This window comes from Chryseobacterium sp. A321 (genome assembly GCF_054489265.1).
Genome location: NZ_JBTMWZ010000001.1, coordinates 1,846,326 through 1,871,222, shown reverse-complemented (window position 1 = coordinate 1,871,222; position 24,897 = coordinate 1,846,326). Strand labels below are relative to the sequence as shown.

Annotated in this window: 27 protein-coding genes; 15 read left to right on the top strand and 12 right to left on the bottom strand. The window is 40.9% G+C overall.

The features are described 5' to 3' along the window. The first annotated feature begins 4 nt into the window (after positions 1–4). The 4 genes from serC to ACX3PZ_RS08700 all read left to right on the top strand — a co-directional run bounded on the left by serC (position 5) and on the right by ACX3PZ_RS08700 (position 4,725). Positions 5–1,066, top strand: a complete 1,062-nt coding sequence (gene serC, locus ACX3PZ_RS08715) for a 3-phosphoserine/phosphohydroxythreonine transaminase (RefSeq protein WP_459112562.1) — start codon at positions 5–7, stop codon at positions 1,064–1,066. Positions 1,067–1,078: 12 nt separating this feature from the next. Beyond that, on the top strand, positions 1,079–2,032 hold the full coding sequence (locus ACX3PZ_RS08710) for a D-2-hydroxyacid dehydrogenase (RefSeq protein WP_459112561.1): 954 nt from the start codon (positions 1,079–1,081) through the stop codon (positions 2,030–2,032). A gap of 19 nt (positions 2,033–2,051) precedes the next feature. Next, positions 2,052–3,293, top strand: coding sequence for a DUF1015 domain-containing protein (locus ACX3PZ_RS08705; RefSeq protein WP_459112560.1), 1,242 nt, complete (start codon positions 2,052–2,054; stop codon positions 3,291–3,293). A gap of 79 nt (positions 3,294–3,372) precedes the next feature. Then, a complete protein-coding gene (locus ACX3PZ_RS08700) occupies positions 3,373–4,725 on the top strand; it encodes a M20/M25/M40 family metallo-hydrolase (RefSeq protein WP_459084025.1) in 1,353 nt (450 codons plus the stop codon). Between the two features lie 94 nt (positions 4,726–4,819). On the opposite strand, the gene ACX3PZ_RS08695 is transcribed toward ACX3PZ_RS08700, so the two are convergent. Next, positions 4,820–5,821 (bottom strand): peptidylprolyl isomerase, encoded by a 1,002-nt coding sequence (locus tag ACX3PZ_RS08695; protein WP_459084024.1) that lies wholly within the window; start codon positions 5,819–5,821, stop codon positions 4,820–4,822. 216 nt (positions 5,822–6,037) lie between these two features. Then, the gene (locus ACX3PZ_RS08690; protein ID WP_459084023.1) at positions 6,038–7,111 is read right to left on the bottom strand and encodes a branched-chain amino acid aminotransferase; all 1,074 of its coding nucleotides are present in this window, start codon (positions 7,109–7,111) and stop codon (positions 6,038–6,040) included. A gap of 82 nt (positions 7,112–7,193) precedes the next feature. On the opposite strand from ACX3PZ_RS08690, the gene mnmD reads away from it, so the two are divergent. Both mnmD and ACX3PZ_RS08680 read left to right on the top strand, forming a co-directional pair. Continuing rightward, on the top strand, positions 7,194–7,868 hold the full coding sequence (gene mnmD, locus ACX3PZ_RS08685) for a tRNA (5-methylaminomethyl-2-thiouridine)(34)-methyltransferase MnmD (RefSeq protein ID WP_459084022.1): 675 nt from the start codon (positions 7,194–7,196) through the stop codon (positions 7,866–7,868). 12 nt (positions 7,869–7,880) lie between these two features. Next, positions 7,881–8,294: an NUDIX domain-containing protein gene (locus ACX3PZ_RS08680; protein WP_459084021.1), complete on the top strand. Its 414-nt coding sequence runs from the start codon at positions 7,881–7,883 to the stop codon at positions 8,292–8,294. On the opposite strand, the gene ACX3PZ_RS08675 is transcribed toward ACX3PZ_RS08680, so the two are convergent. Both ACX3PZ_RS08675 and ACX3PZ_RS08670 read right to left on the bottom strand, forming a co-directional pair. Next, positions 8,289–9,083, bottom strand: a complete 795-nt coding sequence (locus ACX3PZ_RS08675) for a S1/P1 nuclease (protein WP_459084020.1) — start codon at positions 9,081–9,083, stop codon at positions 8,289–8,291. The two genes, ACX3PZ_RS08680 and ACX3PZ_RS08675, sit on opposite strands and share 6 nt — an antisense overlap. Further along, positions 9,080–9,787 carry a DUF4294 domain-containing protein gene (locus ACX3PZ_RS08670; protein WP_459112559.1) on the bottom strand — a complete coding sequence of 236 codons (708 nt, stop codon included), beginning with the start codon at positions 9,785–9,787 and terminating at the stop codon, positions 9,080–9,082. Before ACX3PZ_RS08670 ends, ACX3PZ_RS08675 begins: the two co-directional genes overlap by 4 nt. Before the next feature lie 54 nt (positions 9,788–9,841). Between ACX3PZ_RS08670 and ACX3PZ_RS08665 the strand changes: the two genes are divergently transcribed. The 3 genes from ACX3PZ_RS08665 (at position 9,842) to ACX3PZ_RS08655 (ending at position 12,128) form a co-directional block, all read left to right on the top strand. Beyond that, positions 9,842–10,918 carry a M42 family metallopeptidase gene (locus tag ACX3PZ_RS08665; RefSeq protein ID WP_459084815.1) on the top strand — a complete coding sequence of 359 codons (1,077 nt, stop codon included), beginning with the start codon at positions 9,842–9,844 and terminating at the stop codon, positions 10,916–10,918. A 28-nt stretch (positions 10,919–10,946) separates the two neighbouring features. Beyond that, positions 10,947–11,597 carry a ribulose-phosphate 3-epimerase gene (rpe, locus tag ACX3PZ_RS08660; RefSeq protein ID WP_459112558.1) on the top strand — a complete coding sequence of 217 codons (651 nt, stop codon included), beginning with the start codon at positions 10,947–10,949 and terminating at the stop codon, positions 11,595–11,597. Positions 11,598–11,663: 66 nt separating this feature from the next. Then, entirely contained in the window at positions 11,664–12,128 is a 465-nt protein-coding gene (locus ACX3PZ_RS08655) for a hypothetical protein (RefSeq protein ID WP_459112557.1), read from the top strand. A gap of 113 nt (positions 12,129–12,241) precedes the next feature. On the opposite strand, the gene rpsA is transcribed toward ACX3PZ_RS08655, so the two are convergent. Then, positions 12,242–14,035: a 30S ribosomal protein S1 gene (rpsA, locus tag ACX3PZ_RS08650; RefSeq protein WP_459084818.1), complete on the bottom strand. Its 1,794-nt coding sequence runs from the start codon at positions 14,033–14,035 to the stop codon at positions 12,242–12,244. Positions 14,036–14,575: 540 nt separating this feature from the next. Here rpsA and ACX3PZ_RS08645 point away from each other — a divergent pair. The 4 genes from ACX3PZ_RS08645 (at position 14,576) to ACX3PZ_RS08630 (ending at position 17,158) form a co-directional block, all read left to right on the top strand. After that, a complete protein-coding gene (locus ACX3PZ_RS08645) occupies positions 14,576–14,824 on the top strand; it encodes a hypothetical protein (RefSeq protein ID WP_459084819.1) in 249 nt (82 codons plus the stop codon). After that, positions 14,824–15,090, top strand: coding sequence for a type II toxin-antitoxin system RelE family toxin (locus ACX3PZ_RS08640; protein ID WP_459112556.1), 267 nt, complete (start codon positions 14,824–14,826; stop codon positions 15,088–15,090). Before ACX3PZ_RS08645 ends, ACX3PZ_RS08640 begins: the two co-directional genes overlap by 1 nt. 349 nt (positions 15,091–15,439) lie before the next feature. Beyond that, entirely contained in the window at positions 15,440–16,747 is a 1,308-nt protein-coding gene (locus ACX3PZ_RS08635; RefSeq protein WP_459084821.1) for a DEAD/DEAH box helicase, read from the top strand. A 66-nt stretch (positions 16,748–16,813) separates the two neighbouring features. Then, on the top strand, positions 16,814–17,158 hold the full coding sequence (locus tag ACX3PZ_RS08630) for a MerR family transcriptional regulator (protein WP_459084822.1): 345 nt from the start codon (positions 16,814–16,816) through the stop codon (positions 17,156–17,158). Positions 17,159–17,198: 40 nt separating this feature from the next. On the opposite strand, the gene rluF is transcribed toward ACX3PZ_RS08630, so the two are convergent. From rluF to ACX3PZ_RS08605, 5 genes are read right to left on the bottom strand one after another with little or no spacing between them, the layout of a single operon-like run. Next, positions 17,199–17,921 (bottom strand): 23S rRNA pseudouridine(2604) synthase RluF, encoded by a 723-nt coding sequence (rluF, locus tag ACX3PZ_RS08625; RefSeq protein ID WP_459084823.1) that lies wholly within the window; start codon positions 17,919–17,921, stop codon positions 17,199–17,201. Then, positions 17,921–18,616, bottom strand: a complete 696-nt coding sequence (truB, locus tag ACX3PZ_RS08620; protein WP_459084824.1) for a tRNA pseudouridine(55) synthase TruB — start codon at positions 18,614–18,616, stop codon at positions 17,921–17,923. The genes rluF and truB overlap by 1 nt, the downstream gene beginning before the upstream one ends. A gap of 26 nt (positions 18,617–18,642) precedes the next feature. Next, on the bottom strand, positions 18,643–19,455 hold the full coding sequence (locus ACX3PZ_RS08615) for an undecaprenyl-diphosphate phosphatase (RefSeq protein WP_459084825.1): 813 nt from the start codon (positions 19,453–19,455) through the stop codon (positions 18,643–18,645). Between the two features lie 54 nt (positions 19,456–19,509). Next, complete coding sequence (locus ACX3PZ_RS08610; protein WP_459112555.1) at positions 19,510–19,773, bottom strand: DUF3098 domain-containing protein; 264 nt, start codon at positions 19,771–19,773, stop codon at positions 19,510–19,512. Between the two features lies 1 nt (position 19,774). Further along, complete coding sequence (locus tag ACX3PZ_RS08605; RefSeq protein ID WP_459084827.1) at positions 19,775–20,674, bottom strand: cell division protein FtsX; 900 nt, start codon at positions 20,672–20,674, stop codon at positions 19,775–19,777. Positions 20,675–20,810: 136 nt separating this feature from the next. On the opposite strand from ACX3PZ_RS08605, the gene rsmA reads away from it, so the two are divergent. Together rsmA and mgtE are read left to right on the top strand one after the other, a co-directional pair. Next, a complete protein-coding gene (rsmA, locus tag ACX3PZ_RS08600; protein WP_459112554.1) occupies positions 20,811–21,581 on the top strand; it encodes a 16S rRNA (adenine(1518)-N(6)/adenine(1519)-N(6))-dimethyltransferase RsmA in 771 nt (256 codons plus the stop codon). Between the two features lie 114 nt (positions 21,582–21,695). Further along, complete coding sequence (mgtE, locus tag ACX3PZ_RS08595) at positions 21,696–23,048, top strand: magnesium transporter (RefSeq protein WP_459084829.1); 1,353 nt, start codon at positions 21,696–21,698, stop codon at positions 23,046–23,048. Between the two features lie 22 nt (positions 23,049–23,070). Here mgtE and ACX3PZ_RS08590 read toward each other — a convergent pair whose 3' ends face one another. Continuing rightward, complete coding sequence (locus ACX3PZ_RS08590; protein WP_459112553.1) at positions 23,071–23,838, bottom strand: TIGR02757 family protein; 768 nt, start codon at positions 23,836–23,838, stop codon at positions 23,071–23,073. 29 nt (positions 23,839–23,867) lie between these two features. Continuing rightward, a complete protein-coding gene (locus tag ACX3PZ_RS08585; protein WP_459112552.1) occupies positions 23,868–24,785 on the bottom strand; it encodes a ribonuclease Z in 918 nt (305 codons plus the stop codon). Positions 24,786–24,897 lie beyond the last annotated feature (112 nt).

Sequence of the window (24,897 nt, the reverse complement as noted above, 5' to 3'; positions counted from 1 at the left end):
ACTCATGAATAAAAAACACAATTTTAGCGCAGGACCTAGTATTTTACCTCAAGAAGTCTTTCAAAAGGCCTCGGAGGCGGTGCTTGATTTCAATGGAATTGGCCTGTCGCTTCTAGAGATTTCTCATCGTAGTAAAGAATTTGTCCCTGTCATGGAAGAAGCGCGCACAATCGTAAAAAGACTTATGAATCTTGACGATCAGTATGAAGTGCTTTATCTGGGAGGCGGAGCTTCGCTTCAATTTCTGATGAGTGCAATCAACTTAATGAAAGCGCAAAACGGGAAAGCTGCGTATTTGGATACGGGCACGTGGGCGGCGAATGCCATCAAAGAAGCGAAGAAATTTGGAGAAGTGGATGTGGTAGGTTCCTCGAAGGATAAGAATTACAATTACATTCCAAAAGGATACTCTGTAGGATCCCAGTACGATTTCTTTCATTGTACCTCGAACAATACCATTTATGGGACTCAAATGAAGGAGTTTCCCACCGTGGATACTCTTAGTGTCTGCGACATGAGTAGTGATATTTTTTCTCGTGAAATCGATTTTTCAAAATTTGATTTAATTTATGCGGGAGCTCAAAAGAATATGGGTCCTGCAGGAGCGACTCTTGTGGTTGTAAAAAAATCGATCTTAGGACACACAGGTAGAGACCTACCCTCCTATTTAGATTATAGTTTGCACATTCAAAAAGAATCCATGTTTAACACACCACCCGTGTTTAATGTTTATACAAGTTTACTTACACTTCAGTATTTGGAACAGCACGGCGGAATTTCGGCGGCAGAAGAACGAAATAAACAAAAAGCGGAACTTCTTTACAATGAAATTGACCGGAACCCTCATTTCAAGGGCTATGCGGAGCTCGAAGATCGTTCTTTAATGAACGTAAGTTTTGTATTGACGGACGAGAGTCTGAAAGAGAACTTTGATAAGGCTTGGGCTAGCGCAGGTATTTCAGGATTAAATGGCCATCGCAGTGTGGGTGGATACAGAGCAAGTCTATACAATGCCCTTCCCCTTGAAAGCGTGAAGGTGTTGGTTGAGGTAATGAAATCAATTTAAAAAACTATATTCATGAAAATCTTAGCGAATGACGGAATTTCCAAAAGCGGACTTGAGCGATTTAAGCAGGCTGGTTTGGAGGTGATTGAGCACCGCGTAGCGCAGGATCAACTGCCCGATTTTATTAACGAAAATGGAATTGAAATTCTTCTCGTTCGTAGCGCGACTCAGGTCACAAGAGAATTAATTGATCAATGTCCCTCCCTAAAAATCATTGGACGTGGGGGAATTGGTATGGACAATATTGATCTTGAATACGCGAGTGAGCTCGGAATTCAAGTCGTAAACACCCCAAGCAGTTCCGCTCGATCTGTGGCGGAGCTTGTCTTTGCGCACTTTTTTACCTTGGCTCGCTTTCTTCATGAATCCAATCGACTGATGCCTTTAGAAGGAGAAAGTCAGTTCAATGCGCTCAAGAAGTCATTTGCAACGGCTGTGGAACTTCAAGGCAAAACTCTGGGAGTTATTGGTTTTGGTGCTGTGGGACAGGAAGTCGTCAAAATGGGACTCTCTCTCGGTATGAAAGTGAAGGTTTGTACCCGTACAGCAAGAAAGGAGACCGTAGAGATCGAATTTTTTGATTCGCAACGCGTTTCTTTTGAATTGCAAACCACGCAGGACCTTCCCGAATTTTTGAAAGACCTTGATTTTTTAAGTGTGAACACACCTAAATCCAAAACGTATCTTCTGGATACGCCCGAGTTCGAAAGAATGAAGCGAGGAATTCGAATTGTAAACACCGCTAGAGGGGGCGTAATTAACGAAGTAAGTTTGCTCGATGCAATTGAAGAGGGAATCGTCACAGGAGCTGCTCTCGACGTATTTGAAAGCGAACCCCATCCTGAGCTACCTCTTTTAATGAACCCAAGTCTCTCTCTTTCTCCTCATTTGGGGGGAAGTACCCTTGATGCGCAAGAGAAAATTGGGCGTGAACTCGCAGAGCGCATCCTAAGTTTAATCCAATAATAACGACAGATAGAACGATATGCCAGTATTTAGACCGTTTAAAGGGGTAAGACCCGTCGAAGATTACGTAGACAAATTTCCAACGCATCCACTTGATAATTTTTCAATGGAAGAAATCAGTGCAAAAGCGCAGGAAGATTCTTCTTACATTCAGATGATTAAGCCGGCTCTTCTTTCTAAGTCGAAAGACATTGATCGAAACCTAAGAAAAATCAGAACCAATTACGAGCAATTGCTCCAGGATCGAAAACTTTTGCAAGATCCTTCTGCCTATTATTTATACGAACAGATTCACCCTGATAAGGTGGTTTATAGAGGACTTTTAGGACTTACTTCTGTGGAGGACTTTTGGAGTGGTAAAATAAAACGCCACGAAAGTACAATCCCTCAAAAAAAAGAAAGACTTGCGCATTACTTAGAAAAAGTAAACGTGCAGGCAGAACCGGTGTTACTCACCTATCCTGCAAATTCCAAAGTGGAGCTTTTAATGAACCACGAGGAGAAGAATGTTCCGATTTTAAACTACGATGATGAACAGGGGATTAAGCATAAGATTTGGAGAATTGACAACCGTCTTAAAATGCTTCAGTTTAAAGAGGTTTTGGAAAGTATCGATTCGTTTTACATTGCAGACGGACACCACCGAATTGGTTCGGCCGCGCTCAATGCAAAGCATATGCGCGCTCGAAACAAGCGTCAAACTGGAAACGAGGCGTACAATTTTGTATTCAGCTACATCGTCTCGAATCAATCCATCAAGATTCACGATTACAACCGCGTGGTGAGAGATTTAAACGGAATGAAACCCGCCGCTTTTTTAAAGTCTCTTGAAAAAACCTTTAATATCCACGAAAAAGGAGACACGCCGTACTTCCCTTCTCAGAAATACCACATCTCAATGTACCTCGAAGGAAAGTTCTACTCCCTTCACGTAAAGCACGAACTTCGGTCTCAAGATATTAATGTAAACTACGTAGACCACCACATGGTGGATGAGCTAATTTTCAACGATTTGTTAGGAATTGAGGATACGGATTCTTCCGATCGAATTGCCTACGTGAAAGGAACCTCTAGTATTGAGGGAATCAACCGCATAAAAGAAATCGTAGACACAACCAAATTCACAGTAGGTTTTGGAATTTATCCGGTAAGTTTTAATGAAATGATTAAAATTTCAGACCATAAAATCAGCATGCCTCCTAAGTGCACATACATTCAACCTAAGTTAGTGACCGCCTTGGTAATGTACGACATGAAGTAAAATTCTAATAAATGAGGAGCCCATTGGGTTTGTCCTCTGTAAATATTTTTCTAAATTCGTTCTTCCAAATAAAAGAACTATGAAGAAAATCTTTCTCATTCCACTCCTTTGGGGTGGAATTTTGCATTCTCAGAATGCAGACTCCATCCAATTCAAACGGATTTCTGATGAAATCCTTCTCCACGGCAAGGCCTACGACGACCTTCATGAACTAACCAAATCCATTGGCCACAGGCTTAGTGGGTCTGAGGCTTATGAAAAGTCGGTTCATTGGGCAGAGGCTAAATTGAAAGCAGCCGGTGCGGACAAAGTGTATCTTCAACCCGTGATGGTACCTGTATGGGAACGGGGTGAGGAATCGCTTCAAATCCAAATCGGAAATGAGCCCTACAAAGAAATTAAGATGCTTTCCATTGGGAACTCAGAGGGAACAGATGGCAAGGATGTTGTGGCCGAGATTATCGCGGTGCAAAGTTTAGACGAATTCAAAGCGCTGGATAAAAATAAGGTGAAGGACAAGATTGTCTTTTTTAATTTCACTTGGAGACACGACCATATCCAACCCTTTCAGGCGTATGGCGAGGCAGGAATCTACCGCCGCTCCACCGCAAGCGAGGCAGCACGGAAAGGAGCCAAGGCGGTAATTATCCGATCCCTTTCGTCCGCTTTTGATGCCGTGCCTCATACCGGATCGCTTCGCTACGATTCCGATGCGAAAAAAATCCCAGGAGTGGCCATTGGGAATACAACGGCTGATGAGCTTGCCGCAACCTTGAAGACTCAAAAAGTGGTGGCCAAACTGAATTCCAATTGCACGATGAAAGAAGACAAAAGTTCCTTTACCGTGATTGGAGAACTTGTCGGAAATAAGGACAAGTCTGTGATTGTGGTGGCAGGACACCTGGATTCTTGGGATGTGGGCGAAGGAGCACACGACGATGGATCGGGAGTGGTCCAAAGTATTGAGGCACTAAGAACCTTTAAGAAACTAGGAATTAAGCCTAACCATACGATTCGGGTGGTTTTGTATGCAAACGAAGAGAACGGAGTTCGCGGTGGATATAAATACCTAGAAGAAGTGAAGAAATCAAAAGAGCCTCATTTGTTTGCCATTGAAAGCGATTCAGGAGGATTCTCCCCTCGTGGAATTGCATTAGATATGAAAGCAGAACAAAAAGCACTAATTAAATCTTGGGCTCCCCTATTTTTGCCCTACGGAGTGTATGATTTTGAAAAGGAGCATAGTGGCGTAGACATAGGTCCATTAAAAGAAGTAGGCGTGGCATTGGCCGGACTTTCTCCAGATCCGCAGCGCTATTTTGATCTGCACCATACAGAGAAGGATGTCTTTGAAAATGTAAACCGAAGAGAGCTTCTGATAGGAGCCACGGTCATGACCCAACTCCTTTACATGGTAGACCAAAATTGGTAAACCTTTTAGGAAGTTCCCTCTTTATTATACCCTAAAAAAAAGCAATTTCGTGAATTCACGAAATTGCTTTTTTAATTGAGTAAGGAGCGGGAAATTATTTTGCCTCAATAAGTTGCACGTCAAATAACAACCATGCATTGGCAGGAATAACGCCTCCAGCGCCACGCGCTCCATAGCCTAATGTAGGGGGAATTAGGAAGGTCGCTTCCTCTCCTTCATTAAGAAGAAGGATTCCTTCGTCCCAACCTTGGATCACCATTCCGGTTCCCACTGGGAATTCAATAGGTTCTCCTCTTTTGAAAGAGTTGTCAAATTCAGTCCCGTCCAGAAGTTTTCCAGCATAATGAACAGAAACGGTGTTCCCTTTTTCTGCTTTTTTGCCTTCTGCCTTTTTCGTGATTTTGTAGTAAAGACCCGAATCCGTCTTTTGCATTCCTTCCTTTAAAGCTTCGAATTCTTTCTCCGCTTCTGCTTTTCTTTTTTCTTCGAATGCTTTGTTGTTTTCTGCAATTTTTGCTTTGCCATTTTCAAACACCTCCGCTGCATCAAATTTTTCGTAAGGTTCGCCTTTTCCGAAAATTGACACTTTTTCTAAAACGATGTCAGTTTTAGGTCTGTCGGAATGTCCTTTCTCTACTTCAGAAATTTCATCGATTACATTTTCCCCTTCTACTACTTTTCCAAAGATGGTGTGTTTTCCGTCTAACCAAGGAGTTGCCACTTGCGTAATGAAGAATTGAGATCCATTGCTGTTAGGACCTGAGTTCGCCATAGAAAGGATTCCTTTCCCTGTATGTTGTAGGTCGTTCTTTTCGTCGTCAAATTTATACCCAGGATCTCCCATTCCAGTTCCTTGAGGATCTCCCCCTTGGATCATGAAGTTTTCAATCACACGGTGAAAGATGGTTCCATCGTAAAATGGAGTTCCTTTTGGTTTGTTGCTCTGAATTTTCCCTTGCGCTAAGCCCACGAAATTGGCTACCGTTACCGGCGACTTGTCCGCTTCTAATTTCACGAGCATGGCTCCTTTTGAAGTTTGTAAGTTTGCGTAAAGTCCATTGTCTAGACCTTCGTAAAGTTCTTTGTCTACGTTCATTTTTTTATATATTGGTGTACAATTTATTAGCACGATACCGGCTAATGCGAATAGGATTTTATTAATTTTCATTCTAAATTTTCTTATGCCGTGGCGAGAAAGTTTTCCGCTTTCTTTAGGCTAAAGAAAACGTTTTGCGAAATTAATGAATTTTCATGACTATCAGAAACAAAATAACCGGGAATAATCCCGGCTAGTTTTGTCCAAAAATAGGTCTTAGATTTTATCTGCAATTCCTTCTTCCACAAGAACTCTCCATCCGAAAGGATCCTCCTTTTGGTTGGATTGGATAGAAACCAAATCGTCTTGAAGGGTAAGAGCGAAGCTGTCTTCTTTGCTTAGGATGGGAAGCTCAAGTTTCTCCTCTCCGTACCCAATCGCTTTGAAAGCAGAGGTAACCACAGCGGTTCCTACTCCCCAAACTTCTTTTAATGTACCCTCTTTATGAGCATTAATCACGTCTTTCACTTTTACATCTCCAATCACTACTTCTAAATTTCTTTTTTTCGCAAGTTGGATAAAGCTATCACGCGTCACTCCGTCTAGAATTTTCTCAGACGTAGAAGGAGTATAGATCGTATCGCCGATGCGAACAAAAACGTTCATAGTACCACTCTCTTCAAAGTTTTCATGCGTGGTGTCGTCGGTCCAAATGATTTGTTCATACCCTTCCTTATTCGCTAGTTGGGTTGGGTAGAAAGAAGCGGCGTAGTTTCCCGCGGCTTTTGCAAATCCAACTCCTCCGCTGGCAGATCTAGAGTAATAATCGGAAATTTTAACAGATACGGGCTCCGAGTAATAGCTCTTCGCAGGAGAAGCTACAATGGCAAACATGTATTTGTTTGAAACTCTTGCTTTTAATCCCTCTTCGGTAGCAAAAATCAAGGGACGAATGTAGAGGGATTTCCCTTCTCCGTACGGAACCCAAGCGCGGTCAATGTCAATTAAGGCTTTTAATCCTCCCATGAACACCTCTTCTGGTACTTCCGGCATCGCCAGACGACTAGCGGATTTGTTTATTCTAGTGAAATTCTTTTCCGGTCTAAATAAAAACACCTGTCCGTCTTTGTCTTTGTAGGCTTTCATTCCTTCAAAACAGGCCTGTCCATAGTTGAACGTCATGTTGGCTGGAGAAAAAGAAAGAGGACCGTAAGGCACTAATTTAGGCTCTCCCCATTTTCCATTCTCGTACTCACATAGAACCATGTGGTCGATAAAGTGATCTCCAAACGAATAGTTTTCGGTATCAAAGGAGTCAATTTTTGAATTGGTGGTTTTTTGAATTATCATTTTATTAAAAATATTTTTATATTTTACGATAGAATTTAATTGATAAATATAAATATTAATTTTAAATTTGACAAATATTGTTATGGAAAGAGAAGTAAAGTTCACCGAAGACGGAAGTAAAACCTTGTTTATCAAAGAATTAAATGAAGGTTATCACTCCGGGCACGGCGCCTTGCAGGAGGCTAAATACGTATTTATAGAAAATGGGTTCAAACTCGTACAACGTTGTGAAATTAATATTTTAGAACTCGGATTCGGGACAGGTTTAAATGTTTTGGTTACGATTGATGAATTTTTAAAAACGGGTCAAAATCAGGTCGTAAATTATTTTAGTCTTGAAAAATTCCCCGTTTTGCCTGAAGAGCTCGTAGCGCTAGAGTACCCCAGTCTTTTTGAAAACAAGCTTCTTGCAGGCTATTTTGATAGGCTGCACAAAGCGCCCTGGGGTGAGGCAGTGGAAGTTTGTGAGAACTTTTTTGTCACGAAAATCGAAGCTGATTTTTTTGACTTAAAGTCTTTGTCCATGCCGCCTATAGACCTCGTGTACTTTGATTGTTTTGGCGCGCGGGTCCAGCCTGAACTCTGGGAGATGGATCTAATTTCCCTGGTCGCTAACAAAATGAATGCCGGTGGACTCTTTACCACCTACAGCTCCAAAGGCAGTTTGAGACGTGCCCTACTCGATTTATCCTTTGAAGTAGAAAAAAAACCTGGGCCTCCGGGCAAAAGAGAAATGATTAATGCGCGTAAACTTTAATTGAGTAGAGGTATGACAAATCAATTTAACATTCGCATTTACGGACTTTGCCTAAAAGATGGTCATCTTTTGGCGCTTCATGAAATGTATGCGGGAGAAAAGTTACTAAAATTGCCAGGAGGCGGTCTTGAGTTCAAAGAAGGGAGTATCGAGTGTCTTGAAAGAGAATTTCTCGAAGAACTGAATTTAAAGATTGATCGCATAGAGCATTTCTACACCCAAGAAGAATTTGTGGTTTCTCGATTTCGCAAGAATGAGCAGCTCTTTACAGTCTATTATACCTGTGAACTTACGAACGAATCCGATCTATTAATTAAGGAGCCTTCCATCGAAAAAGTAGAATGGATTTCCTTACGAGAAGAAAATCCATTCCTATTGCCTGTAGACCAAAAGGTCTTTGCCTTACTTACTCAAAAATTCTTATAGAACCTCGTTTAAAACTTGTGCTAAATGAAGACCTCCTTCATAAAGTTGCTTTTCAAGAAGCGAATTAAAACGATAGAGGTACCCATAGGAGTAATTTTCATCTGGCTTGGTGTATGCATAAATCGAATTGGCCGCTTGGTGCGACTGATAGAGCCAGTCCTCTAGACTTCCTTTCATAAGCTTCTTTTTCTCTCTTCGTGTTTTTACATCCAAGATTTCTGCATATTCTGTATAGCTGTATTGATTGGCATCAATGAGTTTGCTATCCCAAAGGGAGTGCAAATTGGTGTTCTGACCAAAGTATTTAATGCGAACTTTGTTGCCTCCAAGATCCTCTGCGCGGCCTGCATGCATGGGTTGAGCTAAGTCCCCCACCATGTGAATTAAAAAACGAAGTTCAATTTCTTTCTGCTCCTTGGAAAGGTTGCCGTTTTTTAATCGATTTGCGATTGCTTTGATTTCTGTATACAATGTAGGAGCCTCTTGCGCCTCAAGGGTGCGAATGAAATCCGCTTTAGAACTTTGAGGACTCACATTGACGTAATGCCAAGTCTCGGTGTGCTTCCAATGTCCGGTGGTATCTGACTTAATGAAATCAGGCCAGTTGGCCCAGTAGGCAAGTTTTTGTTTGCCTAGGATTTTTTTGAGTTTATGCTTAGTGGAAGCTTTTAAATTGTTCTGGGCCACTTCTGCAACTATGCGGTGCCCGGTGGTGCCCCATGCAAAAACGCTTGCATATTGACACATAAAGACTGCAACTAGAAGTCTTAGGGTGATTTTGTAGGTCATTCTCTTTTTATTTTAAAGTCTCGGTATCCCGGATAGGGTTGCAAATATCCGACATTCCAGTTACTCTGCAAAAGAGATTCGACAAATTCATCGTCTCTGTATTTGTAAGGATTGTATTCTTTTTTCAGTTCAATGTCTGCTGCGTTCCCTTTGACGTTCCACCAAAAAGCGCTCCACCCCCCTCTAAGGTCCTTAATGATCTCATAGACGTTCTTTCCCGTGGCGCGGTGCATGAGTTTGGCAAAGACTTGTCCCTCAGAAGTGGTTAAATTCCGAAGCTTCTCTTCGTACTCACTTGCGAGTTCATTTTGCTTCTCTTTCGCATATTTGCGTTGGTCAGAAGAACTCATTTGGGCAAGGGTGGTTTCTAAGGTTCGGTACTGCTCTAGGGCCGTTAGAAAAAGAGGATACACCCGATTTAGTTTCTTGTTGAGAAAGAAATAATAATTTCGGTCAAGTTCGTTATTAAAATGGGGCTTTTTTTGCAGCACGAGTTCGTCCATGACCACCACGGTTTCCCCGTCAATCTCATAGATTTTTGCTTTTTGCCTCGCATCGTAATAAAACTTATTTCCGAACTCATCGGTTTGAAGGCTGCTTGCGGGGTATTTGGATAGAGGTAAGGAAATGGTATCGTTCTGCGCTTTGAGTAGAGAGCTCCCGAAAAGCAGAAACAAAATGCCTGTTATCTTGTATAATTTCATTATTTTTACAACACTTAAATTCAAGCATTAAAACTACAAAAAACATTCCCTTTCATGAAATTTGATAAAAAATCGATAAAGTTCCTTGAAACCTATTTAAACACGGCCTCTCCCACGGGGTATGAACGGGGCGGACAAAAAGTTTGGATGGACTTTTTAAAGCCTTATGTTGATGAAATTAAAGTGGATCATTACGGAACTTGCTACGGAATTATTAACCCAGAAGCGGAATTTAAAGTGGTTATTGAAGCCCATGCTGATGAAATATCCTGGTATGTGAACTACATCACGGACGAAGGTCTAATTTATGTCATTAGAAACGGAGGCTCCGATCAAATGATTGCGCCTTCCAAAGTGGTGAATATTCATGGAGAAAAAGGAGTGGTGAAAGGAGTCTTTGGGTGGCCTGCGATTCATACACGAGGAACGAATTCAAACGAACCGGTGCCCAAAATTGAAAACATCTTTATTGACTGCGGAGCCAGCTCCAAAAAAGAAGTAGAAAGTTTGGGAATTTATGTAGGGTGCATGATTACGTATCCCGATGAATTTTTCGAATTAAATGACAAATATTTTGTGTGTAGAGCCCTAGACAACCGAATGGGTGGCTTTATGATTGCACAAGTGGCTAAACTTCTTAAAGAAGGCAAAAAAGACCTTCCTTTTGGTCTTTACATCGTGAACTCTGTTCAAGAGGAAGTAGGACTCTATGGAGCCGATATGATTGCGGATACGATTAAACCCAATTTAGCGATTGTAACTGATGTTACGCACGACACCTCTACTCCGATGATTGAAAAGAAAAAAGAAGGGGATCAAAAATGCGGAGAGGGCCCCGTTTTGTTCTACGCCCCGAGTGTTCACCATAACCTTCGAGAACTCATTGTAGAGCGCGCCAAGGCAAAAAAGATTCCTTTTCAAAGAGCCGCGGCTAGCCGTGCTACCGGAACCGATACGGATGCGTTTGCGCATTCTAACGGCGGCGTTCCAAGCGCCCTAATCTCCTTGCCGCTTCGCTATATGCACACCACGGTTGAAATGGTGAGCAAAGAAGACGTGAAGCACGTCATTGAGCTTATCTACGAGACGCTCCTTGCGATTACCCCAAAAATGAATCTTAAGTACCACTAAGCCTTAGGCTAATAAACTTTTTTGAAAAATGAAGAACCGACTAATTGCTCCTTCCCTACTTTCCGCTGATTTTGGAAACTTACAGCGCGACATTGAAATGCTTAATAATTCGCAAGCGGACTGGCTGCACATAGATGTCATGGATGGACGTTTTGTACCCAATATTTCTTTTGGGTTTCCTGTAATGAAGCCCATCAAAGAGCACGGAAAGAAATTTATAGACGTGCATTTAATGATTCTTGAACCTGAAAATTACGTGGAGCAATTTATTTCTCACGGTGCGGATTTAGTCTCTGTTCATTACGAAGCTTCGCGACATCTGCACAGAACCGTCACTCTAATTCAGGACAAAGGAGCCAAGGCTGGAGTGGTTTTAAACCCTTCTACCCCTGTGATGATGTTAGAAGACATCATTGACCAAGTGGATTTGGTTTTGTTAATGAGCGTGAATCCGGGTTTTGGAGGGCAGAAGTTTATTGAAAACACCTACAAGAAGATTGCAGAGACCAAAGATTTAATCTTAAGCCATAATTCCACAGCTTTAATTGAAGTGGACGGAGGTGTAAATCTCGAGAATGCGTCTCGCCTCTTTGATGCAGGTGCAGATGTACTCGTGGCAGGCAATGCCGTGTTTTCTCACGAAAGTCCAGAGCGCGCAATTGAACTCCTTAAGCTATAAAGGATCGTGCAATTGATACGCTTATAAAAAGTCAGCTTTTGCTGGCTTTTTTTATACCTTTAATCCATGGAAACTTACCCAACATCAGTATTATCCGACCACCAGAAAGAGGCTCTGCGAAACCTGTGGAATACAGAGTATCCTAGTAGACTTGAATTTGAATCTCTAGAAAGCGTAGATCGTTATTTAGAAGGGCTCAGTGAAGCAAGACATTATCTCCTTATGGAGAGCGAGAACATTGTGGGCTGGGCAGCTCGATTCAAAAGAGAGGATCGGTCCTGGTTTGCTGTAATCTTGTCAAAAGAAGTGCAGGGCAAAGCAGAAGGCACAAAGCTCTTAAATCTGTTGAAACAGAAAGAACAGGCACTTTATGGTTGGGTGATTGATGGGAACGAGGAAGTGAAAAAGGATGGCACTTTCTACAGGTCTCCTTTGGAATTCTACCTTAAAAATGACTTCGTGGTTTTAGAAAACGAAAGGCTTGAGCTCCCTACCCTTTCTGCTGTGAAAATAGTTTGGAGAGCAAGGTAGATAGAACCCGCCTCGGTTTAGCATTTAATTGGAATAGCTTATCGCTCAAAAAATAAAGAAGCTGCCTCTAAAAAAGAGACAGCTTCTTGCTATTTAAAAAACGGGGTGAAGAATTATTCTCCTCCTTCCATTTTCTTTTTAAGTGCTGCAAGCGCATCGATATCACCTAGGGTTGTTTTTTCATCCCCAGTGGAAGCTGCTGGCTTGTTAGAAGAAGAGTTAGAACCTGAGTTCGATCTTCTTTCTTCGTCTTTAAAAGTACCGGTGTGGGAAACCACAACTCTTTTGAATTCTTTGTTGAATTCAATTACTTTAAATTCAGCTTGTTCTCCTTTTTTGATTTTAGATCCATCTGCTTTCTCTAATAATCTTGAAGGACAGAAAGCTTCTACTTCAGCATCTTCGAATTGAACTTGAGCTCCTTTGTCAAATACGTCAGTTGCAGTTCCTGTAAGAACGGTTCCTTCTGCATATTTGCTTTCGAATTTATCCCAAGGGTTCGCTTGAAGTTGTTTGTGACCTAAAGAAAGTCTTCTAGCCGCTGTGTCAAGTTCAAGAACGATAACTTCTAGTTTATCGCCTACGTTGCAGAACTCAGACGGATGCTTGATTTTCTTAGTCCAAGAAAGGTCAGAAATGTAGATAAGACCGTCGATTCCTTCTTCTAGTTCCACGAACACACCAAAGTTGGTGAAGTTTCTTACGGTTCCCACGTGCTTAGATCCTACTGGATACTTAGCCTCGATGTTTTCCCATGGATCTTTGTTCAATTGCTTGATACCTAAAGAAATTTTTCTGTCTTCTCTATCTAAAGTAAGCACTTCTGCTTCCACTTCGTCTCCAACTTTTACAAAATCTCCTGCACTTCTTAAGTGAGTAGACCATGACATTTCAGATACGTGGATAAGTCCTTCTACTCCTGGAGCAATCTCTACGAATGCACCGTAGTCAGCAAGAACTACTACTTTACCTTTTACTTTATCTCCTACTTTTAAGTCTGCAGAAAGAGCATCCCAAGGGTGTGCTTCCAATTGCTTCATTCCCAGTTGGATTCTTGTTTTCTCATCATCGAAATCAAGGATAACCACTTTCACAGTTTGTCCGTCTTCTAGGATTTCAGATGGATGGTTCACTCTTGACCAAGAAAGGTCTGTAATGTGAATTAGTCCGTCTACGCCACCAAGGTCCACGAATACCCCGTAAGAAGTGATGTTCTTAACGGTTCCTTCAAGAACTTGACCTTTTTCAAGTTGTGCGATGATTTCTTTTTTCTGATCTTCGATATCGGCTTCGATAAGCGCTTTGTGAGAGACCACCACGTTTTTGTATTCAGGGTTAATTTTAACCACTTTGAATTCCATGGTTTTTCCTACATACTGATCGTAGTCTTTGATAGGCTTCACATCAATTTGAGATCCAGGAAGGAAAGCTTCGATACCGTGGATGTCCACAATCATACCTCCTTTTGTTCTAGACTTCACAAATCCGTTTACAACCTCACCTGTATCATGAAGTTCGTTCACACGATCCCAAGCTTTAAGCGTTCTTGCTTTTCTGTGAGAAAGTTGAAGTTGACCTGTTTTGTCTTCTCTACGGTCTACCATTACTTCTACTTCGTCACCTACGGTAAGGTCAGTTCTGTAACGGAATTCGTTCAGCGAAATCACCCCTTCAGATTTGAAGTTGATGTCTACAATCGCTTCTTTGTCAGTAAGTCTTACGACTTTCCCTACAAGAACGTCATTGTCTTGAAGGTTTTTAAGCGAACCGTTGTAGATTTCTTCAAGGTCGCTTTTTTCTTTTCTTGCATCCGCGTCTAATCCAGATTCAAATGAATCCCAATCAAACTGTTCTGGTGCTACGTTTTGGTTTAATAAAACCTCCGCTTTGTCTGTCGTTTCTGACATAAAATAAATAATTTGTATTCAATATTTTTCAATTTTGGCTCAATGTGGTATAATGAAAAATAGAGAAGATGTTAATTGTTAATGTTTTAACTGTGCCAAATGCCTCCACAAAAAGTGGTGCAAAAATACGCAAACTATTTAATATTGACAATGGATTTTTTAATTTACTTAAGAGTACGCAGCACTTCATTTTATTTCTTTTTTTTTGTGTAAAAATTAGTAGCCAGCTCCCGGGCAAGAAAACGATCCGGTAGAACCGGATTTGATTTTATTGCGAGCTTGGATTGCTTTATTCACTGATGAAATATCTAAAAAAGGCTAGCTTTTTGAGGAGTTACCGCTTTGCGTGATCTATTGCTATTTCCTGGAACTTGGTTTTCTAAAGGTATTGACTTAGTATTGCTAAAAGCCAAACCAGTATTGGTATGCGAAATTTGTGATAATACCAATGTTGAAACTAAAAAAAAGGAATAATTAGAATAATATATACATATTGTGTATAATATATTTTTTGTATATTTGATTTCTAAATAATTATTTATGAGAAAGAACATTGACATTGAAGAAAGCACATTGACGAAATTAAAAATATTATCTGCCTTCGAAGAATTAAGTGTAAAATCATTGATGGAAAAAGCGGTTTCTTTTTACGTAGAATATAAAGAACAGGAAAGACTAAAATCTTTGTCAGCCGTAGAAAAAGAAGATTTGGGTTTATTGCTGCTTATGCAACAAGCGGATCGAGCGGATGTTATCAACCGTGACGAACTAATGAGTGCTTTGGACTAATGGACGTCATTATTTTAAGAAGTTTTCTAAACGATGTCAAAAAACTTAGTGATAAAAATTTAAAAAATAAAATTAAAGATTTTATTTTAGAAATTGAAGGTGCAAAATCATTAGATGAAATCCATAATATTAAAAAATTAAAGGGTTATTCAACTGCTTATAGATTAAGAATAGGAGATTTTCGATTAGGATTTTATAAAGATGGAAACAGTATTGAATTAGCCCGCTTTGTAAAAAGAAATGATATATTTAAAGTATTTCCTTAAATAAACTCATAACCTAATTGACATTTAATTGCTTGTAATTTTAGAACAGATTCTTGCGGATTTGGGTGCATATGCACTTTTGTGTATACTGAGTCTGAAAAGGTTTGTTCATTTTGGTCAAAATTGACCTTCGAACGTGGCTCAATAACGCCTACGAAAAATATAGCAAACTACACTAACTTGTACGTTTCTAATCATAGTGATTTTTTTTCACATGTCTTGTATTTGCTTTGCAATCTCATTTTCACTTCATTCTTTGCATTCAAAATCGTTGCTTTTAGGAAAAAAGAAGCTTTCAGTAATACTAAATATCTACGAGAACAGATTTAAAAAAAATTACCTTTGCAAAATGGAATTAAAATCGATTTACCAAAACCTGCAGATTCAGGATATGAATCAAATGCAGAAATCTGCCTACAAAGCTTCTGAAAATGAAAAAGACCTTCTGCTTTTGTCTCCTACAGGTTCAGGAAAGACTTTGGCTTTTTTATTTCCAATTTTAAGGAGTTTAAAAAAAGACTTTTCGGGAATTCAGGCGCTCGTTTTGGTTCCCTCTCGTGAATTGGCACTTCAAATCGAACAGGTTTTCAAATCGATGGGAACCGATTACAAAGTTTCGGTGTGTTATGGAGGGCATGATAAAAAAATTGAAATGAATAATCTGATCGAAGCTCCAGCTTTATTGATTGGAACTCCCGGCAGAATTGCGTACCATTTAAATAATGACAATTTCGACCCGACTCCTATTAAAACTTTGGTTTTAGATGAGTTTGATAAATCCTTGGAATTCGGTTTTCATGACGATATGAGTTTCATTATTAATGAAATCCCTTCTCTCTCCCAAAGGATACTTACCTCTGCCACTGCAATGCCAGAAATCCCCAGTTTTACGGGTCTCCACAATGAAGAAATTGTTGATTTTTTAAAAATTAAGGAAGCAAAACCCGATCTTCAGTACCGTAAAGTGCTGACGACTTCCGAGGAAAAATTGGATACTTTATTTACACTTTTGTGCAAAATAGGAAACCGAAGAACTCTCATTTTCTGCAATCACCGCGATGCTGTGGACCGAATTTCAGGACTTTTAAGAGAAAAAGGAATAGCTCGCGAGACTTTTCACGGCGGAATGGAACAAGACGAAAGAGAACGAGCCCTTTTAAAATTCAAAAATGATTCTTCACGAATTTTAATTACGACCGATTTGGCTTCGAGAGGTTTGGATATTCCAGAAGTGGAATCGATTGTTCATTACCAATTGCCACCTAAAGAAGACGCGTTTATCCATAGAAATGGAAGAACCGCAAGAATGCACGCGAAAGGCTTTGTGTTTTTATTAATGACCGAGGAGGAGCGTTTTCCTTTCATTAAAAACACGATTCCACAGGAGGTTCTAACGCAAGATTATAAAATGCCTTCTAGAACTCCCTTTCAAACCCTTTATTTTAGCGCTGGAAAAAAAGACAAAGTAAACAAAGGCGATATTGCTGGGTACTTAATTAAGAAAGGCGGATTGGAAATGGAAGATATTGGACTTATCGAAGTGAAAGACACTACTTCTTACGCTGCTGTAAATCGGAAAAAAGTAATGGATGTACTAAAAAAGCTTGCAAACGAAAAATTGAAGAATAAAAAGTTGAAAATTGAAATCGCAAAATAATTTTCCAGATTTCAACCTTTCCTTTTCTGAAAATTAATGTATTTTTGAAATTGTGATTCCTTTAAAATGAAATTAAATTTACCAGACAAACTCTATTATTCCATCGGAGAGGTTGCCAAAGCCTTTGATGTAAATACCTCGCTTATCCGGTATTGGGAACAAGAATTTCCGATTCTTCGTCCCAAAAAGAATAAAAAAGGAAATCGGTATTTCACCCCAGAGGATGTCAAGAATTTAAAAATCATTTATCATTTGGTCAAAGAAAAGGGCTACACGTTAGACGGAGCCCGAATTGCGCTTACCACCAACGCGAAAGTATCCGAGACGGTTTCAATGATTGATCGACTTGAGTTTGTGAAATCAGAACTCTTAAAACTAAAAGATTCCTTGGTAGATAAGCCAGAAGAATAACAGGAGATTTCCTCTCCTGTCCTCAAGGCTTGTTTTTTCTTTACTCGCTAGTTTTTGAGGAGTCCTCCACCATTTCCAAAAGTCCGCTAAGCTCCTCAGGGGTTAATTCTCTCCATTTCCCTAGCGGTAGATCAAGATGAATATTCAACACGCGGATTCTCTTTAATTTCTTCACCTCGTAGCCTAGGTATTCGCACATGCGTCGAATTTGTCGGTTCAGGCCTTGAGTAAGTACAATACGAAAGGTCATTGTGTCAATTTGTTCGACCTCGCATTTTTTGGTGATCGTATCTAAGATGGGCACTCCCCCACGCATTTTTTCTAAAAACTTTGGAGATATAGGTTTGTCGACCCGAACGATGTATTCTTTTCCGTGGTTGTTTCGGGAACGAAGGATTTTGTTGACTATGTCGCCGTCCGAAGTAAGAAGGATAAGTCCTTCGCTTGGTTTATCGAGTCTTCCAATGGGAAAGATTCTCCTTGGGTGGTTAATGTAGTCAATGATATTGTTCTTCTCGCGTTTCGTATCCGTGGTACAAACAATCCCGATGGGTTTGTTGAAGGCGATATAAAGGGGCGCCTCGGTGTCTGGTTTTACAGGTTTTCCATCCACTAGAATCACGTCATTGGCGGTTACTTTCGTACCTTTTTCGGGCACCTGACCGTTGACTGTGATGCGTCCTTCGTCTAGGAGTTGGTCCGCTCCTCGGCGAGAACAAAATCCGATTTCGGATAAATACTTATTAATTCTAATTTCTTCCACTATGCGGTTGTAAATTCAAATTCTGGGTCTAATATCGATTGGAGGGCATCGTCTACATGGTACTGCCCAATTTTAGTTCGTCTGAGTGAAGTTAAATAGCCTCCCACTTCCAATCCCTGTCCGATGTCATGCGCTAAAGAACGAATGTAAGTTCCTTTGGAACAACCCACTCGAAAATGAACAAAGGGCAAATCGATTTCGATTTGATCTAGGTAGGTGATGGTGGTAGGTCTTGACTTCATCTCCACTATTTTGCCCTCACGAGCTAAATCGTAGGCTCTTTTACCTTCTACCTTAAGGGCAGAGAAAATGGGCGGAGTCTGCATGATTTCTCCCTCAAAGGTTTTGAGGACTTGCAAAATTTGAGACTCTGTAATTCCAGAAATGTCCCTGGGACTAATCTCCGGTTTTTCTGTGTCGTACGACTCCGTCTGTACGCCTAATTTGATTGTGGCGAGGTACTCTTTCGGAGCGTCCTGGATCTTCGAGATTTCTTTGGTCGCTTTGCCTGTACACACAATAAGTAGGCCTGTCGCTCTTGGGTCTAGGGTCCCGGCATGCCCCACTTTTATTTTTTTAAGTTTAAACTCTCGTTTTAGAGCAAACTTAATCTTATTCACGGCTTGAAAGGACGTCCAGTCTAGGGGTTTGTCGACGAGTAGGATTTTTCCCTCTTGTATTTCTTCTAATGTCATTGGCTCACTTTGGCTGAATTTTTACCTTACGCAAATTGGGTGAAGTAAATAAGTAGTACGATTCCCACTACGATACGATACCATCCCCACGGTTTAAATCCGTATTTGGTCAGAACACCAATAAAAAACTTGATTGCGATTACAGCCACAATAAAGGCAATCGCATTGCCCACAAGAAAGAGCATTAGGTTGTTTCCTGTCATGAGCATTTCGTATCCTTTTTGCTCAACTCCTTGATGATTCCATGATTTTAAAAACAAAGAATAAACGGTCACAGCAAGCATGGTGGGCACCGCTAGAAAGAAAGAAAATTCAGCGGCCGCTTTTCGAGTTAGCTTTTGTTGCATCCCCCCGATAATGGAAGCTGCACTTCGTGAGGTTCCAGGCATCATGGCCAAACACTGCCAGATTCCGATTAGAAAGGCTGATTTGAAACTTACGTCCTTTTCATCCTCAATAACAGGTGAGGTGAATAATTTATCGATAAAGAGTAGAATCACTCCGCCTACAATTAACATAATGGCGATGGGCACAGGATCTCCTAATACCGCCTCAATTTTATCATCAAATAATTTCCCTAGAATAAGGGCCGGCAGAACTGCGACGGCTAGTTTTAGGTAGAAATTCAAATTTTTGAAATTAAAAAATTTCTTCCAGTACAAAAATACAACCGCGAGTATCGCTCCAAACTGAATGGAAACCTGAAACATTTTGACAAATTCGTCTTCTTGAATTCCAAAAAGGGAACTAGTGAAAATCATGTGCGCAGTCGATGAGACAGGTAAAAATTCGGTCAGTCCTTCGATGATCGCAATAAGAATCGCTTTAAATAAATCCATAAGGGTAAGATAAGAGTGCTAGTTCGACTTCTTTAAGTCGCGAACTTTATAAAGTTACTTGCTTCGTTTTAAAATGGCATACACTTCTACACAAAAGCCTAGAATAATGAGAAGAGGAGCAATTCGAATTCTTACGATAGAGAAGATCCCATCGTTCCACACATTGGGGTCGAATTTCCCGTCTACTGTATTCGCATCCGGTCCCAGCATTAGGATGTATCCTAAAGCAATCAGACCTAAACCCACAAGCATCCATTTGAAATTTTCCTTTCCAAAATAAAAGGTGCTTTCGAGTTTACTTTCCTTTTTGTTTGTCATCTTAACTGTAATATAAATCGTCAATATTAGAACGTAGGAATCTCCAAGTAGCAAAAATGGTACTTACCACGGTTATTAAAACTCCAATGGCGAGTACCAGTGCAATAAGCCAATAGTATTGAGGGTCGTTTTCCATGAAAGCCTGCCCGATTTGGCTCGTAAAGTAATACCATACACCGAACAAAGCGAGAAGTCCAATGACAGAACCAATGAGACCTAAAAGCATGGCTTCTAGAACAAAAGGCTTTAAAATAAAACGTCTGCGGGCTCCCACGAGTTGCATCGTCTTGATAATAAAACGTTTGGAGAAGATTTTTAGACGAATGGAGTTGTTAATTAAAACCACGGCTAAGACTAAAAAGAGGAGGGAAAATCCTAAAATCCATTTTAGAATTCGGTTTAAATTGTTGTAGACATCCACCATTAAAGAACTGTTGTTCTTTACGTCCACAATTCCTGCGACGCTTGAGATTTGCTTGATTGCATCGTCAATTTTAGCAGGATCAACGTACTCAGGTTTTAACGCCACTTCCACAGAAGAAGGAAAGATGTTTGTGTCAAACAACGCTTCGCTGTCGATGCCCATGCTTTTTTTTGCCTCGTCACTTGCCATTTCTCTAGAAATGTACGTCGCGCGTTTTACGGGAACTAAGACTTGAATCTTTTTAAAAGCTTCTTCTTCTAGTTTCGCAATCTTCACAGAGTCTTTCGCATCGTAATTTTCATTAAAATAAGCATTCACGACAAGCTGCTCTTTAATATAATCGGAGTACTTTTGGGCATTGATTAAAATAAGCCCCATAAGTCCAAGCAAGAACAACACAAGCGCAATCGAAATTACGACGGTAATATTACTGGAACGCAATCTTCGTTTATTAAAATCATCAACCGTTTTAGCCATCAATACAAAATTTTCGGCTAAATTAGAAAAAAACTTCCGAAATTTGCCGGATTACGGGATAAAAAAAGATGTTAAAAAATCCTAAAGCACCTTTTGTCTCGCAAGAAACCAACCTTAATAAAAATAATCTCAAATTATGAGTGTCAAAGCGAAAAAACACCTGGGTCAACATTTCTTAACGGACCAAAACATCGCCAGAAAAATTGTCGAGAGTCTTTCTTATGAAGGGTACGATCAGGTGCTGGAGGTTGGTCCGGGTACAGGCGTGCTCACGCAGAGCCTCTTAGAGAAAGAGCAGAAATTGTTCTTAGCCGAGATTGATTCGGAATCCATTGCCTATTTAAAGGAGAATTTCGAGGCAATTGACGAGCGCAATTTTGTGGGAGATTTTCTCAAAACAGATTTCGCTTTTACAGAAGGAAAACCTTTTGCCGTGATTGGCAACTATCCTTATAATATTTCTTCGCAGATCCTTTTTAAGGTTGTAGACTACGTACACCAGGTGCCTGAGATGGTCGGAATGTTTCAAAAAGAAGTGGCCGAGCGTTGTGCGGGTGTGCCCCGAACCAAAGATTACGGCATTCTTTCCGTATTGATTCAGGCCTACTATAAGGTGGAGTATCTTTTTACGGTCCACGAAAATGTATTCAATCCTCCCCCGAAAGTGAAATCGGGTGTCATTCGCTTGGTTCGCCAAGAAAGAGAAGACCTTGTGGGCATTGAAGTCCTTTTTAAACAAATCGTGAAAAACGGCTTTGGGCAAAGAAGAAAGAAACTTTCCAATGCTCTAAAAGCCCTTGGAATCCCAGAAGAATTAAAATCACACGCCTTTATGGACAAACGCGCGGAGGAACTCAGTGTCGAGGATTTTATTAGGTTCACTCATTTGTGGAAAGATGCAAAGTAAAGAGCAGAAGAATTTCCCCTTTTTTGATTTAAATTTCAAAAGCCAAGGGTTTTTAGGCCATAATGCCTATTTTTGCGCAACGAATTCCTTTAAAACTTAAAAAACGACCTGATTTTGACTGAACCGATCCTTAACCTGAAAGAGCTTTTAAAAGAAGGCATTTCTCAGCGAAATGTAAGTGAAGTCTCTGCATTGCTTGTAGAGATGGAAGCGGTGGATATTGCGAATTTCTTTGAGCATTTAGACCAGGAAGGGCAAAAGTTCGTTTACGATTTGATGGGCAACGAGCAGTCTGCTGAAATGCTTCTTGAAATCGATGAGGACCAAAGAAAGAAATTCTTAACCCAACTTTCCTCCAAAGAAATTGCGGATGAGATTATTGGGGAGATTCATTCGGACGATGCAGCCGATTTAATCGCGGAGCTATCGGAGAAACAGCAGGACGAGATTATCAACCATCTGGACGATGAGGAACACGCTCAGAACATTGTGGATCTACTTCGCTACGACGAAGATACAGCCGGAGGGTTAATGGCCACGGAGCTTGTAAAAGTAAGCCAAAACTTATCCGTCATCGCGGCGGTGAAAGAAATGCGTAAGCAGGCGGAAGATTTGGATGAAGTCTACTCTATTTACGTGGTCGACGAATCCGAGAAACTCCTGGGTACTCTAAGTTTAAAAAGACTCTTAACGACGTCTTCTACTTCAAAAGTAGTGGATGTATACAACAGTAAAATTCGCTGGGTGAAGGACAATGACGAGGCAGAAGAAGTGGCCCGTTTCATGCAACGATACGATTTATTTGAAGTCCCCGTCGTAGACTCTCTGAACAAACTCGTAGGTCGCATTACCATTGATGACGTTTTAGACTTTATTAAAGAAGAAAACGAAAAGGATTACCAGTTGGCTTCAGGGATCTCGAGTGATGTGGACCACACCGATAGTCTTTTCCAAATGACCAGGGCGAGGCTTCCTTGGCTCGTCATCGGAATGGTGGGTGGACTTGTCGGGTCTCGAGTTCTGCAAGGAAATCAGTCTGCGTTACAGACGGAACCTGTTCTTATGTTCTTCGTTCCTTTAATTGCGGCGACGGCCGGAAACATTGGAGTGCAGGCCTCCGCGATTATAGTACAAGGTCTTGCGAACGATACCTTAGGAAAGGATACCTACCGTACGCTTTTAAAAGAGGTTAGCGTTTCTGCAGCTTCGGGAGCTATCTTAGCTCTATTAATCTTTGCTTTCAACCTTCTTTTCAATCACCACGATTTGACCATTTCGCTGACCATTTCGATTTCGTTATTGGCTGTGATTATGGTGGCGGCGGTCATTGGAACCGTGGTGCCCATTGTTTTGAACCGAAATAAGATTGATCCTGCCATTGCAACGGGACCCTTCATTACGACGTCAAATGACATCCTAGGGGTGCTTATTTACTTTGCCATCGCAAGGATGATGCTACACATTTAGAAAAATTTCTACTCCTTCGTCCTTAAAGTTCCTTGGTCACTCCCAGACCAAAGAGCGCAAAATCATATTTGGCAGGATCGGTAGGATCCATCTTTCTTACTGTAAGATCTAATTCTCTTACGGTTTTCCAATCGTTTTGAACTCGCTCGACAAGACCTAGTTTTCTAGAGATATTTCCCGTGTGCACGTCGAGAGGAACCGATAAGTATTTGGGATCTAGGGATTCCCATAGGCCAAAATCCACCCCTCGGGTACTGGATCGTACCATCCAGCGCAAATACATCATGATTCGTTTGGCTGCAGAGTTTTTATAGGGCGAACTCACGTGTTTAGAACTGCGGTGCTTCGTAGGGCCTAGAAAAGAAGTTCGAAACCGCTCGATTCCATGGTAGAAATCCGTTTCACCCTCCTGCAATTGAAAATAAGACTCTAAAGAGTCCCTCTCTTTATAGAGACGTTTCAGGTTCCAAAGAAACTGCTTTAAATCCTCCCCATTAAAGGTTCTATGAACCGATCGATCCGTTAAAAAGTCCAGATCGCGCTCCGAAAAAGAGAGAACAAAATCATAGGGGTTGTTTCCCAGGTGGTTCATCATTTGGGTAGCGGAATTGATGATGGATTTTCGATTTCCCCACGAGATGGTGGCTGTCAAAAACCCGGCGATTTCTATGTCCTGTTTTAGTTCAAAGCGATGGGGAATTTGCATCGGATCATGCTCGATGAAATTGGGGTTTTGGAATTCCTCTGCCTTTTGGTCTAAAAAGGATTTTAATTCTTCAAAATGGATCATTTGAAATAAAGATTTAGTAAGAGTAAAATCTACCCTATCTTTACTCTCTCTAGTTGAGTGGGTAAAAAGCTCGCGGCAAAGACCTCTCTTGCTTCCTGAGTGAACACACTGCGGTCATGGTATCGATTGGAGAAATGGCCTAAGATCAGTTTGCCTACGCCTGCCATTTTTGCAATCTTAGCCGCTTCTATCGCTGTGGTATGTCCGGTGTACTGAGCCATTTCTTTTAAATCGTCTAGGAACGTGGCTTCATGGTACAATACATCCACTTCCTTAATGAGTGGGACTATGGATTCTAGATAGCGAGTGTCGCTACAAAAAGCGTAAGAAACCGGCGCACTAGGAGCCGTCGTAAGGATCTCATTTTTTAATACATACCCATCGCTCAGTTCAAAATCTTTCCCTGCTTTTAACAGATGGTAATCGCATTTCTCGATTTCCTTATATTTGGCAATCTCTGCCATATTTAAATGCCGGTCTTTCGGTTTTTCTTTGAATAGGTATCCATTGCAATAGATGCGGTGATCGAGTGGAATCGTGTACACTTCCAATCTTGCGTCTTCATAAATTAATTCCGATTCGTTAGAGCTTAACTCATGGTAAATCACTTCGAAGCCCTTGTGGGTTTCTGTTAATCTAAAAATCGTTTCCAACATTTCCTTGATTCCTTTCGGTCCGTAGACATGCAGCGGAATCTCGCGGCCTAGCAGTCGAAAGGAAGCGATGAGTCCGGGAAGACCAAAACAGTGATCGCCGTGCAAATGAGAAATGAAGATATGGTTGATTTTGGAAAATCTTGCTTTGGCTTTGCGAAGCTGCACCTGAGTGCCTTCACCACAGTCAATGAGAAAATGCCTCTCCTCCATCTCCAAAAATTGGGCGGTGGGTGAGGAATTAATCGTGGGAATGGCTGAGTTAAAGCCTAGAATCGTGAGGTAGCTGCTCAATCGTTGAAATTAATAAATACCGGGAGGATGCCCGTGAAAACAAAGTTAAAGAAAATAAGTGAATTTGAAGGGCTCTATGGGGCCGCATTCGAAAAGAATTTTCCCTTAGCCC

Bases quoted from the DNA above. Each gene is read 5' to 3' on its own strand.
- ACX3PZ_RS08655 (WP_459112557.1), top strand. From the start codon at position 11,664: ATGGAAACTTACCCAACATCAGTATTATCCGACCACCAGAAAGAGGCT.
- ACX3PZ_RS08665 (WP_459084815.1), top strand. From the start codon at position 9,842: ATGAAATTTGATAAAAAATCGATAAAGTTCCTTGAAACCTATTTAAAC.
- ACX3PZ_RS08695 (WP_459084024.1), bottom strand. From the start codon at position 5,821: ATGAACGTAGACAAAGAACTTTACGAAGGTCTAGACAATGGACTTTAC.
- ACX3PZ_RS08710 (WP_459112561.1), top strand. From the start codon at position 1,079: ATGAAAATCTTAGCGAATGACGGAATTTCCAAAAGCGGACTTGAGCGA.
- ACX3PZ_RS08670 (WP_459112559.1), bottom strand. From the start codon at position 9,787: ATGAAATTATACAAGATAACAGGCATTTTGTTTCTGCTTTTCGGGAGC.
- ACX3PZ_RS08690 (WP_459084023.1), bottom strand. From the start codon at position 7,111: ATGATAATTCAAAAAACCACCAATTCAAAAATTGACTCCTTTGATACC.
- ACX3PZ_RS08645 (WP_459084819.1), top strand. From the start codon at position 14,576: ATGAGAAAGAACATTGACATTGAAGAAAGCACATTGACGAAATTAAAA.
- ACX3PZ_RS08700 (WP_459084025.1), top strand. From the start codon at position 3,373: ATGAAGAAAATCTTTCTCATTCCACTCCTTTGGGGTGGAATTTTGCAT.
- rsmA (WP_459112554.1), top strand. From the start codon at position 20,811: ATGAGTGTCAAAGCGAAAAAACACCTGGGTCAACATTTCTTAACGGAC.
- ACX3PZ_RS08630 (WP_459084822.1), top strand. From the start codon at position 16,814: ATGAAATTAAATTTACCAGACAAACTCTATTATTCCATCGGAGAGGTT.
- ACX3PZ_RS08675 (WP_459084020.1), bottom strand. From the start codon at position 9,083: ATGACCTACAAAATCACCCTAAGACTTCTAGTTGCAGTCTTTATGTGT.
- serC (WP_459112562.1), top strand. From the start codon at position 5: ATGAATAAAAAACACAATTTTAGCGCAGGACCTAGTATTTTACCTCAA.
- ACX3PZ_RS08680 (WP_459084021.1), top strand. From the start codon at position 7,881: ATGACAAATCAATTTAACATTCGCATTTACGGACTTTGCCTAAAAGAT.
- mnmD (WP_459084022.1), top strand. From the start codon at position 7,194: ATGGAAAGAGAAGTAAAGTTCACCGAAGACGGAAGTAAAACCTTGTTT.
- ACX3PZ_RS08610 (WP_459112555.1), bottom strand. From the start codon at position 19,773: ATGACAAACAAAAAGGAAAGTAAACTCGAAAGCACCTTTTATTTTGGA.
- rpe (WP_459112558.1), top strand. From the start codon at position 10,947: ATGAAGAACCGACTAATTGCTCCTTCCCTACTTTCCGCTGATTTTGGA.
- ACX3PZ_RS08605 (WP_459084827.1), bottom strand. From the start codon at position 20,674: ATGGCTAAAACGGTTGATGATTTTAATAAACGAAGATTGCGTTCCAGT.
- rpsA (WP_459084818.1), bottom strand. From the start codon at position 14,035: ATGTCAGAAACGACAGACAAAGCGGAGGTTTTATTAAACCAAAACGTA.
- ACX3PZ_RS08590 (WP_459112553.1), bottom strand. From the start codon at position 23,838: ATGATCCATTTTGAAGAATTAAAATCCTTTTTAGACCAAAAGGCAGAG.
- truB (WP_459084824.1), bottom strand. From the start codon at position 18,616: ATGACATTAGAAGAAATACAAGAGGGAAAAATCCTACTCGTCGACAAA.
- ACX3PZ_RS08635 (WP_459084821.1), top strand. From the start codon at position 15,440: ATGGAATTAAAATCGATTTACCAAAACCTGCAGATTCAGGATATGAAT.
- ACX3PZ_RS08640 (WP_459112556.1), top strand. From the start codon at position 14,824: ATGGACGTCATTATTTTAAGAAGTTTTCTAAACGATGTCAAAAAACTT.
- ACX3PZ_RS08705 (WP_459112560.1), top strand. From the start codon at position 2,052: ATGCCAGTATTTAGACCGTTTAAAGGGGTAAGACCCGTCGAAGATTAC.
- ACX3PZ_RS08615 (WP_459084825.1), bottom strand. From the start codon at position 19,455: ATGGATTTATTTAAAGCGATTCTTATTGCGATCATCGAAGGACTGACC.